Below are 16,317 nucleotides of genomic sequence, written 5' to 3'. Positions count from 1 at the left end.
ATCTGCACCGGAATGCGCAGCGCGGCCAGGATACCGAGTACGCAGATGATCAGAACGGTGACAGTGACCAGAATGCCGTGACGAACAACCCAGGAAAACATCAGCGACTCCCTCCCTGGTCATTCGCGTGACTCTCTGCAATGCGCTCGGGGACAACGTTTTGGCCTTCCTGCAAGGCTTCATTACCCAGGGTAACCACCACATCGCCCGACGAAAGACCCGAGCGGATCTCCACCCAACCAGAGGCACTGATTCCCGGAGTGACCTGTTGCTCGCGTACACCGCTGACTTGCCCCTGTTCCGCTTCGGTAATCACCCAGACACTGACCCGGCCATCCGGGTAGCGGATCAGGGCGTCACGCGGTACCGCGAGCCCGGTACGGTCGGTATTGAGCTCCAGAAGCCCCGAGGTGGACAGGCCGGGAATCAACTCCGGTGCATCGTCGGGCGGTGTCACGCGCAACAGAAACGTTCGTGCGCCGGTCTCGCTGAGTGGCACCTTGCGATGCACCCGTCCGATGACTTCGGTGTCGGGGTAGGCGTCAAACCGTAGGGAGAGGCTGGATTGTTCGCTGACCCTCGGGAAGTACCGCTGGGGCACCTGGAAATGCACCCGCAGTGGCGCACTGGCCACCAGCTCCATGAGCGGGTTGCCGGGAGACACCCACTCGCCCAGATCCACCTGACGAGAGCTGACCACACCATTGAAAGGCGCTCTGAGCTGGTGTCGCTCCAGTTCCGCCTCCAGGCGATTCAGTCGGGCCCGGGCGGCATCGCGATTGGCCCGGCTGACCCGCTCCTCCGCTTCCAGGCGCCGAATGTCACTGGCGGCAATGGCGCCATCGCGCAGCGATCGGGCTTCATTGAGCTGCCGCTCGCTGTCGGCCCACTGCGCCTCGGCGCTGGCAAGGTCTGCGGCGGCCTGATCCCGATCGATACTGACCAGCTCGGAATCCAGCTCCAGCAGCAGATCCCCAGCCTCGACCCTGTCCCCGGCATCCACGGCCAGCCGGGACACCAGCCCGGCCACCTGGGGCGAGAGCAGCGATCGCTGCTCGGCGGTAACCGAGCCGGTCAGGGGAACCGTTTCGATGACCGGCCGCTCAACCACCCGAACCGCCTCGACTCTGGGCGGCTCCTGGGCCGAGGTCCAGGACGCCGCCAGAAGCAGTAACAGGCCATACAATGGGCGAGGGGAGGCGATCATAGTCATACCGGTTTGTCTCCTGAGTTCCTTCGATGCGATCCAGCATACCGTCTGAGGGAAGCGGCGCAAATATCCACCGCGTTAAGATTTGTCGTCAAACCCGCGCAGAGCGGGGCGTTTTGCTCGGCTTTATGCTAGGGTATGCTTCCCGGTGCGGGCGCTGTGGCGCCGTCGAGGGCCAGTCCTCCGCACCCTGGTACCAGAATTACGGAATACGCAGTATGAACGATCAGTACGACCGCCGGAACGCCGCCTGGCGCGCCGCCCAACAATGGCGAGAAAAGGCCCAGTCCAGCTCTCGGTGGCGAGGCCCCAAGCTATTTCTGGCCTGGGTGGTGTTTGGCCTTCTGATGCTTATTGGCCTGGTCATAGCGCTGGTATTTTTGCTGGTGGGCTGGCTGGCCATGCCGCTGCTGCGCCGGCGCTTTCGCAAGCGCACCGAACAGATGCGCGCCCAGGCTGAGCAGGCCGCCCGGCGAGCTGGTGGCCATGGTCCCGGCTCCGGCAACCGGGGCAATGTGATCGAGGGTGACTATTCCGTTGATAAATCCTCCTCCGAGAGCGACCGCCATGATCGCTCATAGCGCCAAGGGGCTGGTCATCGCCCTGGTACTCGGCGTGCTGTCTGGCTGCGCGCTGTTCCAGCCGGATGTGAGCCGCAACGCCTGGCCCGAAGACATACCGCCCCGCTCGGATTTTGAGGCACTGTACGCGGCGGATGAGCGCAATCAGGCGGTCCAGTCCCGGGAGGAGTATCTGGTCTGGATTACCCGCTTCTATGAAGGCTGGAAGCTCTATCCGCAGGGCTGGAGCGACCTGGTGCCGGACATTCTGGCCGAAGTGGAGGATCCGGACGAGCGCGCCGAGCTCGAAGCGGAGCTGTACGAGGCCGGGCGTTTCATCGCCAGTGAATGGTCGAAGGATGCCGAGACCCGCAAGGTGCGTACCCGGCAGTTGTCCATCTGGGGCAATGCCATGCGCGAAGCGGTCACCCGGGGAGAAACCCGGGAAATGATCGAGCAAATCGCGCGCGACGTCGATCGACTCAAGGCCCAGCACCTGACCTATTCCGATATCACCCCGGGGCGCTACTACGCCGAAGATGAGGATGATGTATTCCGCTAAGGGGTGACTTGGGTGCCACCCCGGCCTGTCAGGCAGGCTGGGTGGCGCTGTCCAGTTCCGCCAGAACCTGATTCACATAGCTCTGCAAGACCTCTGGCGACTGCTCCAGTAGATTATCAATATCCCGGGTGCCCGGTTTGGCGTGATCCTTCTCTGCAACGTACTGCCGTGCCGCCGCTTCCAGCACCTGACTGAACACGACCGGCTGCTCAAAATAGGCCTCGGGATTCGCCTCGCAGTAATGAGTGAAGGCCGACAGCGCTTCCACCACCGCCGTTTTGTAGTAGGCCGGATGCAACTGCTGGGTCAGACGGTCAATCAACTGGGCAAAACTTTCCTCGCCCGAGGTCATGGAACTGCGCACCAGCTCGCACTCCAGCGTTGACTCCTCACTGTCCCGGTCGCCGAATTCCAGGGTGACGGCGTGCGCCAGACTCTGCCAGATGGCCTTGAGAAAATCATTGTCCAGCCGTGTCACCAGCCCGCGCGCCAGACGCCATTCAAACCAGTCCGCGTCCAGCGCATGGAACTGCTCGGCGGCGCTGCGCGGCAGGGCACCGGGCTCGGGTTTGCTTAACTGGACTTCCTCGGTGAAAATCCGCCGCTGGTAGGTCAGTATGTCAATCAGCCGCTGCGTCACGGTCGACGGCGGCAGCACGCCCAACTCATCCAGAGAACAGTAGTCATCGCTGATTCGCCCCTGGCGCAGGCACAGTTGCATGAAATTGTGCAGATGAATGGAGCGCAGCCCGTCGAACAGCTCCGGACGCGTGCGCACCAGGGTGCCAATCTGGGCGAGCATTTCCTGGGCCAGGGTCCGCTCTACTGGGTCGTTATAAGTGCGCAATACACCCGCCATCAGCTCGTCATTGCTCAGTTGGGCACTCACGATGAACTCGTGCTTTTTGTCGCCCAGCACCACCAATAGGTGACGCATGGCGAGCACCGACAGACTACCGGCGAGATCGCTGTGAAAACGATTCAGTGCCGCGAAACAGTAGCGGGCCATCAGCCATTGATTCAGCTCCCGTGTTCGCCGGTAGAGCATTTCCAGCCACTGCTGCAAAGTCACCGGCTCGCCATCATGCTGGCCGACCAGGGCGTCCAGGTCACGCTTGTGAAGAAAACCGGCGAGCTGCTTTTGCAGCTCGATTTCCGGTAGCTGGGTCAGAGAATCCCATATGGTCTGGGCTTCCGGCGCAAGGTCGTCCCACTGATCCAGGCAGCGCGAGCAATCGCGAGGTGCCAGGGGTTCCAACTCAACATCCCGAATACTCAGGGCATTCACGCGAGAAGCGCGATAGGCCAGATTGGCCGAGGCATAGCCGACATGGTCATGCTCGGTGCGCAACTGCAGGGAGCGAATCGCTTCGAACAACGACTCGATCTGAGGCATCTGACACAGTTCGTGGGTCATCAATAAGGTGAAAACGGCGACTTCCTGATTGATCCAGTGCTTGCGAATATGCTCGATTTCCTGGGCGAGGCTTTCGCTGAACCACTGAGCATCGTACAGGCGGTAATCTTCCTCTTCGCTTTGCAGCCAGGAGAGTGTCAAATAGACCTTGCCGTTGATCTGATAAGTCTGGGAACTGGCCAGGCTCTGCAGGCGTCGGGCTGGACGCCCTGTCAACTTCAGTGCCGGGTTGGCGCCAACCTGGCCATAGGCCTTGACCAGCTCGGGGGCGGGCAGGGCAATCAGTGGCTGAATTTCCTGGAGCGTTTCGGCGATCACCCCGTGCTCAGAGAGAATGCCTTTGGTCACTTCATTATCGGTCAGCACCACCAAGGCGATGTTCGACTTGATGAACTTGGTGGCTCGCCGACGCAGTGACAGTGGGTCCAGATGATCCGGCTCCAGCAGCCCTTCGTGCATGATCAGGCCGGTCCAATACAGGCTCTGGGCCCAGACCAGCGGTACATTGTCGTTGGCCACCCGCTCTTGGGAACCGGGCTGTTTCTTTTCCGCCGCGACCCGATCGTCCGGCAGATAATACAGCTCGGGTAACAGCCCGATGCCATCCACGTTTACCATCAGGGATTCCAGCCTGTCCCGATAGTGTTGCGCGGTGGATTCATTGCCGTCGAACAGCGCCTGAATGTACAGATAGGTGAAAAACAGAGGCCACTCGGACTCAACATGCTCAAAGTTCGCCAGTTCCGAGTGCTCGTAGTACAGGCGTGAAGTTTCCTCCAGCACAGTCTGGTGACCATCCCAGATAAACCGCTTGCAGCCGTAGTGGCCACCGAGTTTACCCAGAATTTCATCCCGGGTCCGGGTGACCAGTTTTTCCCGGCTGACCGCAAAGGCGGGAAAGCCGATGATGCTCAGCAGCGCGCTGTCCACCTCTTTGGAAACCGACTCTCTGGGCAACAGAGACGCCAGCGTGGTGCGCGCCAGGGAAATGGCATCGGCCACCACATGAATGGTGGCCCGTTTGGGCCCGGTAGGACCAAACAGGTTGAAACCGTCCAGCGCCTGGAGCGCGGCCTTTGCCATACCCACCGAGCTGGCGTTGATTTCAGTTTTACCGTTATTGATCTTGTTGCCGCGCTCCCAGATGCCGTAATCCGGGGTGCGGTAGGCGCTGGAGATGTAATAAACGAGGTTCTGTACAAAATCCACCTCGCTGAAGGTGGTGACAATCCGTAGGCCCGAGGCGGTCATCTGGGCGAGCATCAGCAGGTACAGGGAGGTGGCATCAATCTGTAAGTGACCCCAGGCGTCATCGGCCACCACCGTCAGGCCACTGGCGGTATCGTATTTGGCGTGCAATGCATCCAACGGGTCGAGGGACGACTTGAAAGTTTCGACCTTGTCCGACTGACGCATCATGGATTGCAGCAGTCCGCGCATCAGCTTGATGGTCGCCTGTTCGAGTTGGTCGCTACGGTCCCGGTCACCGGCGTGGCGCAGAGCCATACCCAAGGCCCAGACACAGACAACGGAGTAGACATTATCCCGCACCCAGGCGTCCGTGTAGTCTCCGTGATGGTTTACACTGGTGCTGGCCGGCAGCAGCCCGGTGACCGGGTGTTGCCGGCTGAGGATCACCGTATCGATATCCTGAAACAGCTGGTTCAATACTGACTTGTTTTTCATAGGGTTGCTTTACACCGCGTTGAGCAGGCAAGGGGAGCATGCTGTCATTATATGAGTAGAACTGAACCGTTGATATGACAATTTTTCATCCCCGGGCCTAATTGACACGCACCGGGTAAACACAGCATATTCCGTGCCCAAGCCGCTCCGACCCGATCCGGGGCAAGAGTTTCACTGAGGTATCCGTGACACTGAATTTTACACCCGCACCGCTGGACGATCCGCTCTACTACCTGCGCAACTTCGAGTGGGTACTCGGCTGGGTGCGACAGCGCTACGGCGACCTGCTGCCGCCGGCCGAACTGGCCTTTATCGACCAGGCCCTGGCGCTGCCCGAGGCCAGTCGTGGCCTGCTGGTGCGCATGGTGATGCGCAAAGGGGACCTGTTCCGGCCGGAAACGCTCGAGTACCCGGAGCTTGAACCCTTCTCCAAGGCGTCCGCCCCACTGCAGCAGTTGGGATGGCTGGTTGAGGACCCGCAGATCAGCCTGGAAACCTTATTCCGGTTGTTCACCTGGTCTTCGTTGAAAACCGTATTTATAAACCGGTTGGAGGCCCAGGGTATACCGCCAACGGCCCGCAAGAGTGAAGCCCTCGACAGGCTCAGGGGCGAGCTGGAGCCAGAGGATTTAGAGCCGAGACCGGCGTCGATCTGGGGCTTGGCGCCACAGGCCCTGGTGCAATTGACGGTCATGCCCCAATGCGATCGATTGCGCTGGCTGTTTTTCGGCAACGGCTATCAGGGCTGGTCCGAGTTTGTCCTGACCGAGCTGGGTCTGTACCAGTACGAACCCGTGACCTTTGATGAGCGCTCCCGTCCGGTGCATAAGCGCACCGAGTTAGAGACCTTCTGGCAACTGCTCGAATGCCGCCAGCAGTGGCACGAGGATGAGTCGCCGGAAGCGGTTCTCGAACAGTTGCCGCCGGAACCAGAGGAGCAACCCTGGCTGGCCCGCCACTATCACCGCCTGTTGTTCAAAATGGCGCGCCACTGGGAGCGCACCGGAGAATTGGAACGGGCCCGGGACAGCTACCAGCGCTCGTCCTATCCCGGTGCCCGCGGTCGACTACTCCGGGTGCTGGAACGCCTGGGGCACCATGAAACCGCCTTCGAGTTGGCCCAGGCGGCACAGAAGGCGCCCGAAAGCGAGGCCGAGCGGCAACAACTGGAACGGCTGCTGCCGCGACTGAAACGCAACCTGACCGGAGAGCGTCAGCGCCGGACAGCGCCGCCCGAAGTGCCCGAGGTCCATTTGATCCTGCCCCAGGACCCATCGGTGGAGCGCGCCGTGGCGGCATACCTGACCACCCCGGAAACGCCGGTGTACTACGCCGAAAATACCCTGCTGACCGGCCTGTTCGGCCTGCTGATGTGGGATGCCATCTTCGAGCCCTTACCGGGGGCGTTCTTCCATCCATTTCAGCGGGGGCCGGCGGATCTTTACTGGCCGGATTTTGTCGAGCGCCGCGCGGCCCGTTTCGACGCCTTGATGGCACAGCTGACCACCGGCGCGTACCGACAGACCATTCTCGACAACTTTGAGCGCAAGGCCGGACGACAGTCCCCTTTTGTCGCCTGGGGCGCCCTCGACCAAGAGCAGCTGACCCAGGCCCTGGAGTGCATTCCCGCCGAACATCTGGCTCTGTGTTTTCAGCGTTTCCTGCAGGACCTCAAAGCCAACTGCGCCGGCCTGCCGGACCTGATCCAATTTTGGCCCGATGAGCGTCGCTATCACCTGCTTGAAGTCAAAGGCCCCGGGGATCGCCTGCAGGACAATCAGAAGCGTTGGCTGGCGTTTTTCAGGCAACACCAGATGCCCGTGTCCGTCTGTTACGTCCGCTGGAGTGAGTCGGCGGATGACTGATACCACCTATACGGTTTCCGTTCGCGCCCTGTGCGAATTCACCGCTAAACGCGGCGACCTGGACATGCGTTTTACCCCGTCACCCAGTGCCCGGGAGGGAATGGAAGGTCACCTCTGGGTGACGCGTCGCCGCCCGGACCACTACCGGGCGGAGGTGACCCTCAAAGGCGAATACCAAAACCTGACGGTGCGGGGCAGGGCGGACGGCTATGACCCCGAGCAAGGCCGCCTGGAGGAAATCAAAACCTTTCGCGGTAATCTCAATCTGATTCCCGACAATCACCGGGCGCTGCACTGGGCGCAAGCCAAAGTCTACGGCGCTCTGTTGTGCGCAGCCCAGGGGCTCGAGTCGGTGGAATTGGCCCTGGTGTATTTCGATATTGTTCGGCAGGAGGAACACCACCTGACCGAACACTGGTCGGCGGAGGATCTGAAGGCCGAATTTGAGGCTCAATGCGACGCGTTCATCCTCTGGGCCGAGCAGGAGCTCGCACACCGGGAGCGGCGCAACCTGTCCGCCGAAGAACTTCAGTTTCCCTACCACGATTTTCGGTCCGGCCAGCGGCCCCTCGCCGAAGCGGTTTATCAGTCCGCCGCCACCGGTCGCTGCCTGCTGGCGGAGGCGCCGACGGGCACCGGGAAAACCCTGGGGACGCTATTCCCCCTGATCAAAGCGTTGTCGACGCAGTCACTGGATAAAGTCTTTTTCCTCACGGCGAAAACCCCGGGCCGTCAGTTGGCTCTGGACGCCTTACAGACGCTGGACCTGCCGGAGCTGAGAACGCTCGAACTGGTCGCGCGGGAGAAAACCTGCGAGCACCCGGATAAAGCCTGCCACGGCGACTCCTGCCCACTGGCCAAGGGGTTTTACGATCGTCTGCCCGAAGCGCGGCAGGCCGCCGCCCGGGAGCGCTGCCTGGATCAGGCTCGCGTGCGGGATATTGCCCTGGCCCACGATCTGTGTCCCTATTATTTAAGTCAGGAAATGGCTCGCTGGAGCGATGTCATCATTGGCGACTACAACTATTACTTCGATCAGAGCGCCATGCTTTACGCCCTGACGCAGACCCACCAATGGCGCACCGCACTGCTGGTGGACGAAGCCCACAATCTGATCGAGCGCGCCCGAAGCATGTACTCCGCGGCGCTGGACCAACACCGGTTTCGGCGCACCAAAAAACAGGCCCCCAAGGCCTTGAAGTCCCGACTGGAGTCGCTCCATCGCAGTTGGAATGAATTCAATCGCGCCTTGCCGGAGGAGCAGGATCTGGTGTTGCAGACGGAACCGCCGGAGCCGCTGATCGGTCAACTGCAATTGACCGCGGCGGCGATAACCGATTATCTGGCCGAGCACCCCTTTGCCCTCGACAGCGAGCTGATGCGATTTTATTTCGACGCGCTGCAGTTTCTGCGCATCGCGGAGCTGTTTGATGAGCGCGACTTCCTGTGTGATATCGAATGGCGCCCACCGCCGAGCGCGAAGGGTGGCAAGCGCAAGGGCACCGTGATCCAGCTACGCAACCTGATTCCCGCCGCGCAACTGAAACCACGCTTTGAGGGCGCACACAGTGCCACCCTGTTTTCGGCCACCCTTAACCCCGCCGGTTATTACTGCGACCTGTTGGGACTGCCCGACACGGTCGTGGCCATGACCATGCAATCTCCGTTTAAAGCCGAACAGCTCACCGTCCATACGCACCGCAACCTGTCCACGCGCTACCACGATCGCGCCCGGTCCATTGCGCCCATCGCACACCTGATTGCCGAGCAGTACGAGCAGCAGCCCGGTAACTACCTGGCTTTTTTCAGCAGCTACGACTATCTGCAACAGGTGCACGAACATCTGCGCGAACATCATCCCGAAGTACCCACCTGGGCACAGGAACGGAAAATGAACGAAGCCGCTCGCGCGGACTTTCTTGCCGCGTTCAACGAGCACAGCAGCGGCGTCGGCTTTGCGGTCCTGGGTGGCGCCTTTGGCGAAGGTATCGACCTGCCCGGAAAACGCTTGATCGGCGCCTTTGTTGCAACGCTCGGATTACCCCAAATGAACCCGATCAATAACGAGCTCAAGCAGCGCCTCGAGGAACAATTTGGTCAGGGTTACGATTATGCCTACCTCTATCCCGGCCTGCGTAAAGTGGTGCAGGCCGCCGGCCGGGTGATCCGGGGAGAGGATGACACGGGAGTGATACACCTGATCGACGACCGTTTCGCCCAGCCCCGGATTCGCCGTTTGTTACCCGAGTGGTGGGCGCTGGAACGCTAAAGGCGAGCTTGTCGGATTACGCCTGCGGCTAATCCGACCTACGAGAAAGATTCCAGTGGCATCAAGTAGGTCGGATTAGCGAAGCGTAATCCGACAACCCCCTCCATTCGTGACCACCATCACACATTAACTCAAACGATTGGCAATATCCGCTCAGTTTGGCACAATTCCCGGCGCCAAAGAATTTCGTAGGAGTACCTTCGTGCCCATAAGGACCGTGTTCCGCCGCCTCGCATCGCGTCTTTCAAACCCGCTGACCCCCGGCGAACTTCGCCACGGTAGCTTCTGGTTCAGCCAGTTTCTGATGATCGGGGCCACCGTGCTGGGTGTTTACCTCGCCTCATCCGAAGGGATGAAAGTCGCCATTCAGTTCAATGAACTGACCCGTCTGGAGCGCAATTACTACCTGCGCCAATCACTTGCCAATGAACTGGAAGCGAATGCCCGTCTGGTGCAGGCGTACGCGGAGAGTCTTGATGGCGGAATTCAATCTCATAGTTTCTTTGAACAGAATCCGTTGACGCTTGATCAGTACGTCTGGACCGTTATGGGTGAGTCCGAAACCACGCTTGAAACCCCCAGTATTTACCTCAGTAGCACTCAGCGGTTCTATCGGGAAGTGCCATCGATCTATCACCGCCTGAGCAACCGAATGATCGGTGCCCAATACGGTGCGGAGCAGTTACGCGAAGCCGCACAACCGATTCTTGACGATACCATCCCGGGCCTTCGGGATAGTGCCTCGACCCTGAAACAACACCTTCAACAAGCCGGAATGGACGTCCACTAATGCCCTCTACACTGCATCGCTGCCCCAACTGTTTTCACCAGACCCTACTGGAATCCCGCGTCGGCCGTCAGGCGGTCATGCAGTGCGATGGCTGTCTCGGTGTATGGTTTGAAGATGGGGCGCTGAATCAGGCGATCGCCCACAAACACGACAACATCAGCGTTTACGACCACGAACAGAGTCTCGGAAAGCGAATTGGGGTAGGGGGGCGATTGTGTCGTCGCTGCGATGTCAACATGGAACGCTTTTACATGCTGGAGCAGTACGAAGTGGAGGTTGACTGCTGCCCGGACTGTGACGGCGTATGGCTGGACCAGCCGGAGGTCGAGCTGGCCTTGAAATCGCCGCAGCTGAACAGTGCCTTGGCGACCCTGTCGAAACAGCTGACCTGGCGCTCCATGGTGTTTCAGTTTCTCACCGGCATGCCGGTGGAATACAACCTCAAACCTCACCGCACGCCCTGGGTAACCTACGCCATGATGGCGATCTGCATCTTGCTGTTTGTCGCCGGGCAACTGAACGGCCAGTGGGAAAACACGCTCTACCTCTATCTCGGGCTACACTCCGATGCACCCACTCAGTGGCAGCTCGGTCAGTTGCTCTCCCACCAGTTTATGCACGGTAGCTGGTTACACTTGGCGGGCAATATGTATTTCCTCTGGGTGGTGGGCGACAATATCGAGGATGTATTGGGGCACTGGCGATACTTGGGCGTCTACCTGGGAGCCGGCGTTCTCGCTGCGTTGGCCGAACTGGTCTTTTTTGACAGCTCCCAAGGGCCGCTATTGTTGGTAGGCGCCAGTGGTGCCATTGCCGCGCTGTTTGGCCTGTATATGATGTGGTTCAGGCGCGCCAGCCTTACGGTAATGATTCTGGTCCTGCAGTTTAAAGTCGCGCCCCACTGGTATTTTCTGGTATGGAGCTTGACCAATATTGTCGGGATGATCATGGGCGAGAGCAATGTCGCCTACATGGCGCACCTGGGTGGCTTCCTGGCGGGCATTCTGGTGGGGTGGCTGCTGTACCCTTGGGTCCTCCGTAACAATCCGCTGCTGAACTGGCTCAGCCAACCAGAGGTGAAGTTGCGGCGCACAAAACACATCAGCTGACCGTCACCGGGGCACGGGGAGCTCAAACCTTGCATTATGATGATAAATGTGCCATTTTGGCCACATGATTGCCGGAGTCCGCGACGATCGGCGTTAATCACACCCATTATTAAAATAACGTATGACGCAAGGCACCCACACACCAAAGGGGCTACTCCGCCGGGCTGGCACAGGGTTCGGCGTGGAGATTGTGGCTCTGATGTTCGCGCTCATCAGTGTTGGCCTCATGGCCTGGCAGCACTGGGGGATGAATCTGGTCATGCCCATTGCCTCGGAGAACGGTAATCCCGGCTGGGTGGAGGATGATCGCTCCGAGAACGGCAACTCCATCGTTCACTACCAGCAGAATGATGCCTACCACATGCAGTGCGAAATACGCACCGCCATTACCTATCCGTTCTGCAATCTGTTTACCGCCCTAAACCCCGAAGACCAAAGCGTGGATCTCACGCAGTACACCACCTTGCATCTGGATCTGTCACATCAGTCGTCGACCCGCGACAGTCTGCGCATTTACCTCAATCACTTTTTTGCGCCCGACGACCAGGTCTGGTTTCCGTACAAGAGCAATCAGCAGGTGATCAACCCGCGCGAGGACAGGCACTCTTACACGCTGAAACTGGACGAATTCTACGTTCCCCCCTGGTGGGTGTACGCCAGCGATCTACCCGCTGAACAGACCACACCGCAACTGACCAACGTCCGTCATCTGGTGCTCTCCACGGGTGACAGCTCGATCCCCCGGAAAGTCAGCCTCATCCTCCATCACGCCGAGTTGAGAGGAAAGTGGATTTCCGCCAATGCCCTGTATCGAGGCCTGATCTGGGCCTGGATGCTGTTGGCGTTACTGTATTTTTCCTATCGTGCGGTTCGTTACAGCCGTGAAGCCAAAGCGAAACACGCTGAAACGGAACAGCTCCGGGCGGTCAATCGACTGCTCGACCTGAAAAGCAAACGGTTTGAAGACTTGGCAACCCATGACACCCTGACCGGGCTATACAACCGCGCGGGCCTTCGCCCGCACCTCCAGGAAGCGGTGGCAGACTACAAGAAAACGCAGCTACCTTTCTCCGTGCTGATGATTGACCTGGACCACTTCAAGGCGATCAATGACCGCTATGGCCACGACGAAGGCGACCGGATTCTGAAAGCCTTCGCTCAACTGATCAGTGAGCGTTGCCGACACAGCGACATTCCCGCCCGGTGGGGAGGGGAAGAGTTTGTGGTGGTCTGCAAAGGCTCATCCGCCAAGGCCGCAAAAGTGCTTGCCGACGATCTGTGCCGAACCGCCCGGGAGGCCGAGCTGGGCAAAGGTTATGTGGTGACCTGTTCCATCGGTGTGTCAGAAGTCAGCGGCACAGGCATCAGCGCGCTGTTCAAACGGGCGGATACAGCTCTGTACCAGGCCAAAAATAGCGGACGGGACCAGGTCGCCGTTGCCTGATATCTGTTGGCAAATCCTATGAAATGTCGGGAGTCAAAAGCAAAAGGGCGAAGGCTGTAGCACCTTCGCCCTTTTGCGTTCAGGGGGTTGCGCCCTGTGCTTGCAAGGTGATCCAACCGGATCCGTCGCCCAGAATCCAGCGACGGTAATCCTCTTGGACCTTTTCCAGTGAGGTGGACTCAATCAAGTCAGCCATTTCCAGATGAGTATTGAAGTTGCCGTCATTGCGATAGAAGTCGTGACGGTAGCGACTGGCTTCGCTGATAAAATCGTTGGGTGGCTGACGGAATTGCTGGAGCAATCCGCTTTTCATCTGCTCAAATTCCGCAGGCTTCACAGCCTGAAGCGTTTCATCAAATTCCCGCATAAAGCGCTCTACGCGGTTTTCGATATCGGGAAGGGACCGTTCTGAGCTTTGCACCAATGCGATAAAGGCGGGGTAGTTCTTTGCCCAGGTATCACCGGTCTGCACCCAATAGCCCCATTGTTCCTCCGTTCGTAACTGAATGAAAAAGGGCTGATGGCTCAGGATTCCCAGCAATTTCAAAGACGCTGATGCAGTGGTTCGCTCATCTTCCGGCACGCCGGGTATCCAGGCGCGCAGCCAGGCAACATCGGTATGGTCCACGTCGCGATGTATATCAAAGGCGTCGTCCTGGCCAAAATTGATGGTTTCGGTCACGTGAATCGGGCCTGGACGACGATCGGGCCCCAGAGCCGCTTCACTTTGACGAGCCATGGCTTCAACCTGTTCGGGCAGGTAATGGCCGAAAGCATACAACCGAAGCGTACTGGTCTCTTTCACTTGCTGGTAGTAGGCGCGGACGTCCTCAACCGTAATGGACTCGTTTTCGGTCAGGAAGGCGTCAATATCCCAGTCAAACGCCTGCATGGTCCGGCCCAGCCAGCGCATGGTCTGCTGACCGGGGGCGTTTTTCGCTTCACTTCGCAACCACCGCGCCAGGTTATCCCGCTGTTGATCCAACTGGTCTTTGTTGAACTCCAGTGTGCTGAAGTTCTCCATAAGCTCCGCTACCAATTCCGGGTGGCCCTTCACCGGCCCGTGAATAGTCAGATTTTGCATATTGCTGTCCGAGCGGTCGAAGGCCACGTGGATTCCTTCTCGACCGGCCCGGCTGGCGACATGGGAGTTTTGGTGAATCAACAAGCCATTAAGCAGGCAGCCCAGGACGAAGTGTCGGGCATCCGTGACACCCAGATCCGTGTTCCAGACATAGTGCAAATAACCTTGACCGTTTTGATGGTGTGTGGCGTGACGAAACCAGACGTCCAGGGCCGGTTCGTCGACAAGTTGGGTAAATGCCTGAATATCGTGCTCCACCTCATCCTCACTGGCGTCTGCCCACTGGACCAGTGGTGGCAGATTCAACACCAGGGTCTCTCCGTGCTTCTGCCAGGTTTTAAGTTGGTTCTCAGTGATGGCGCGAACTGCGTATTGGCCAGACATGTGCGGAATGTCCGTATCGACTGACTCACCTTGGCTGATGTGCCAGACTCTCACGGCTTCTGGGTTGAGTTGATCCAGCACCGCCTGTATCGCATCGGGATTATAGGGGCCAAATTCCGCGTCCAGCGCATTGATGTACTGCGGACTGAAGGTCTGCATACGGATGCTGCTGTGGATCGCATGCCTGAGCGGGGCAGGGGGTTGCTGGGAGGCAAAGCGATGGTCAGCCTGTCGCTTGTATTCGTTGTAGTAAGCTTCGGTCACGCCCTCGCGGCGGACCTGCTCAATGTAGGCGAGGGCCGCACCAATAACCTGGTCACGATTGTCCATGCCCGACTTGGTCGTACTGATGGTCAGACGGAGCAGGCCATCGCCCCCCAAAAAATCGGGTTGCACATCGACGCCCACATCGTTGGCCCAACCCTGGTCCTTCAGAAAGTGACTGAGTGTACCGGGTTCTTCGGAGCTCAGGATGTTTGCCACATAGTGATTGGCTTTGCTATGCCACTGGTCGACGTTGTTTTCGATACCGAACTCCAGATGCAGCTGACGCAATTCCGTTTGGGGCCGGTAGTAAATATGCTGTCCACGTTCAGTATCAGTAATACCTGGGACGGCCACCTTGGGGCGCTCCGCATCGCGCCGGGGCAGGTCGCTGAAGTGCTTGCGCACCAGGGCCTCCTGCTCATCGAGATCCTGCTTGCCAATCAGGGTCAAGGTCATCACCGATGGGCCGTAATAGCGCTCAAAGAAATCAACCATTGCCTCGTAAAGGCCGCTATCGCCTCCAGGCAAGGTCTCCAGGTTGCCGACGCCCAACTGGTTCAGCGGGTGTTCCGGATTGCCGGTGAGCCCCCGCAGCCGATGCAGTATTCTCGGGTCCTGACTTTTCCCCATAGACCATTCATTGTTGATAGCATGACGCTCCTTCTCGCTGTATTCCCGATCAAAGAGTGGCGCACGGAAATAGTCACTGAAACGATCGAGCGCCCCGTCCAGGTAGTCGTCCGGAATCTGGAAGTAATAGGCCGTGTGATCGGTCGTTACGTGGGCATTGGAGCCACCGCTGTTTTCGCTCAAGTAAGTCTGCAGCGCGTTGGCCTCGGGATACTTCTCAGTGCCGAGAAACAGCATGTGCTCAAGATAATGTGCCAGGCCCTGAAACTCCGGCGGATCCTGATACATGCCCGCGGGAATCGCCAAAGCCGCCGCAGACAACTCGCTTTCCTGCGCCTGAATCAACATGACTTTAAGTCCGTTATCAAGCTCCAGGTAGCGGTATTGCCGTGGATCCTGCTTGCTTTTGATGACCGGCACGTACCCCGGCGCCGGAGGCGTAGAACTGCACGAGGAGAGTCCAATCAGAGCAATCAGGCCGAACAGAAAAACCGAAATACTCGGAAGAATAGGGTGGTAAGAGGAGAAGCGAGCCATACCAAGTCCTTCTATCGATGAATTGTTATTGTCACGACAGGGTAGAATCAGATGCCATCCCTGCGGTGACCGTAATAGTCACAATGACACTCTAGCGCAGATAAGAGTGCTTGGCCAATCGACTTATGTATTGGAACACTGGATATTGACCATTTGAATTGATGCTGACACTCTTTCCTGCCTATCCACAGAGGCAACCTTCATCACGGGGCAGGATTTTATCGTGGACGGTGGCATGACCCGGAAAATGATCTATGAGTGACCACCCAATTTGCCCCTGCGGCAGCCAAGCAACCTACAAAGAGTGCTGCGGCCAGTACCATAGCGGAGCGCCGGCGCCCACGCCGGAGGCGCTGATGCGCTCCCGGTTCAGTGCCTTTGTGCAGAACAAGACCGATTACCTGATGGCCACCTGGCACCCGTCAACCCGCCCCGAGCACCTGGACTTGAGAGATAGCCCGGATTGGGTGGGGTTATCGGTGCTCGGCAGCGACACCAACGGC

The 16,317-nt window shown here is 58.8% G+C and carries 11 protein-coding genes; 8 read left to right on the top strand and 3 right to left on the bottom strand.

Annotated features, from left to right (window positions below; genetic code table 11):
• Nucleotides 1-100: 100 nt before the first annotated feature.
• Entirely contained in the window at nt 101-1,213 is a 1,113-nt protein-coding gene (locus tag B3520_RS06165; RefSeq protein ID WP_286804509.1) for an efflux RND transporter periplasmic adaptor subunit, read from the bottom strand.
• A gap of 215 nt (nt 1,214-1,428) precedes the next feature.
• On the opposite strand from B3520_RS06165, the gene B3520_RS06160 reads away from it, so the two are divergent.
• Both B3520_RS06160 and B3520_RS06155 read left to right on the top strand, forming a co-directional pair.
• Nucleotides 1,429-1,791 carry a hypothetical protein gene (locus B3520_RS06160; RefSeq protein WP_123637362.1) on the top strand — a complete coding sequence of 121 codons (363 nt, stop codon included), beginning with the start codon at nt 1,429-1,431 and terminating at the stop codon, nt 1,789-1,791.
• The gene (locus tag B3520_RS06155) at nt 1,778-2,332 is read left to right on the top strand and encodes a hypothetical protein (RefSeq protein ID WP_286875654.1); all 555 of its coding nucleotides are present in this window, start codon (nt 1,778-1,780) and stop codon (nt 2,330-2,332) included. Before B3520_RS06160 ends, B3520_RS06155 begins: the two co-directional genes overlap by 14 nt.
• Nucleotides 2,333-2,360: 28 nt before the next feature.
• Here B3520_RS06155 and B3520_RS06150 read toward each other — a convergent pair whose 3' ends face one another.
• The gene (locus tag B3520_RS06150) at nt 2,361-5,435 is read right to left on the bottom strand and encodes a glycoside hydrolase family 15 protein (protein WP_286804511.1); all 3,075 of its coding nucleotides are present in this window, start codon (nt 5,433-5,435) and stop codon (nt 2,361-2,363) included.
• Between the two features lie 185 nt (nt 5,436-5,620).
• On the opposite strand from B3520_RS06150, the gene B3520_RS06145 reads away from it, so the two are divergent.
• From B3520_RS06145 to B3520_RS06125, 5 genes are all read left to right on the top strand, one after another.
• The gene (locus tag B3520_RS06145) at nt 5,621-7,300 is read left to right on the top strand and encodes a VRR-NUC domain-containing protein (protein ID WP_286804512.1); all 1,680 of its coding nucleotides are present in this window, start codon (nt 5,621-5,623) and stop codon (nt 7,298-7,300) included.
• On the top strand, nt 7,293-9,569 hold the full coding sequence (locus B3520_RS06140; RefSeq protein ID WP_286804513.1) for an ATP-dependent DNA helicase: 2,277 nt from the start codon (nt 7,293-7,295) through the stop codon (nt 9,567-9,569). The genes B3520_RS06145 and B3520_RS06140 overlap by 8 nt, the downstream gene beginning before the upstream one ends.
• 202 nt (nt 9,570-9,771) lie before the next feature.
• Complete coding sequence (locus B3520_RS06135; protein ID WP_123637366.1) at nt 9,772-10,359, top strand: hypothetical protein; 588 nt, start codon at nt 9,772-9,774, stop codon at nt 10,357-10,359.
• Complete coding sequence (locus B3520_RS06130; RefSeq protein ID WP_286804514.1) at nt 10,359-11,468, top strand: rhomboid family intramembrane serine protease; 1,110 nt, start codon at nt 10,359-10,361, stop codon at nt 11,466-11,468. The genes B3520_RS06135 and B3520_RS06130 overlap by 1 nt, the downstream gene beginning before the upstream one ends.
• A 199-nt stretch (nt 11,469-11,667) precedes the next feature.
• The gene (locus B3520_RS06125) at nt 11,668-12,912 is read left to right on the top strand and encodes a GGDEF domain-containing protein (RefSeq protein WP_286804531.1); all 1,245 of its coding nucleotides are present in this window, start codon (nt 11,668-11,670) and stop codon (nt 12,910-12,912) included.
• A 79-nt stretch (nt 12,913-12,991) separates the two neighbouring features.
• Here B3520_RS06125 and B3520_RS06120 read toward each other — a convergent pair whose 3' ends face one another.
• Entirely contained in the window at nt 12,992-15,814 is a 2,823-nt protein-coding gene (locus tag B3520_RS06120) for an insulinase family protein (RefSeq protein WP_286804515.1), read from the bottom strand.
• Nucleotides 15,815-16,068: 254 nt separating this feature from the next.
• Between B3520_RS06120 and B3520_RS06115 the strand changes: the two genes are divergently transcribed.
• Nucleotides 16,069-16,317: YchJ family protein (locus B3520_RS06115; RefSeq protein WP_286875652.1), on the top strand; the 249-nt coding region annotated here is incomplete at its 3' end.

The sequence above is a fragment of the Marinimicrobium sp. UBA4509 genome (genome assembly GCF_002388575.1).
GTDB classification, from domain to species: domain Bacteria; phylum Pseudomonadota; class Gammaproteobacteria; order Pseudomonadales; family Cellvibrionaceae; genus Marinimicrobium; species Marinimicrobium koreense.
This window is presented reverse-complemented; position numbering and strand designations above follow the sequence as displayed.

Bases quoted from the DNA above. Each gene is read 5' to 3' on its own strand.
- B3520_RS06130 (WP_286804514.1), top strand. From the start codon at position 10,359: ATGCCCTCTACACTGCATCGCTGCCCCAACTGTTTTCACCAGACCCTA.
- B3520_RS06140 (WP_286804513.1), top strand. From the start codon at position 7,293: ATGACTGATACCACCTATACGGTTTCCGTTCGCGCCCTGTGCGAATTC.
- B3520_RS06160 (WP_123637362.1), top strand. From the start codon at position 1,429: ATGAACGATCAGTACGACCGCCGGAACGCCGCCTGGCGCGCCGCCCAA.
- B3520_RS06120 (WP_286804515.1), bottom strand. From the start codon at position 15,814: ATGGCTCGCTTCTCCTCTTACCACCCTATTCTTCCGAGTATTTCGGTT.
- B3520_RS06150 (WP_286804511.1), bottom strand. From the start codon at position 5,435: ATGAAAAACAAGTCAGTATTGAACCAGCTGTTTCAGGATATCGATACG.
- B3520_RS06165 (WP_286804509.1), bottom strand. From the start codon at position 1,213: ATGACTATGATCGCCTCCCCTCGCCCATTGTATGGCCTGTTACTGCTT.
- B3520_RS06155 (WP_286875654.1), top strand. From the start codon at position 1,778: ATGATCGCTCATAGCGCCAAGGGGCTGGTCATCGCCCTGGTACTCGGC.
- B3520_RS06125 (WP_286804531.1), top strand. From the start codon at position 11,668: ATGTTCGCGCTCATCAGTGTTGGCCTCATGGCCTGGCAGCACTGGGGG.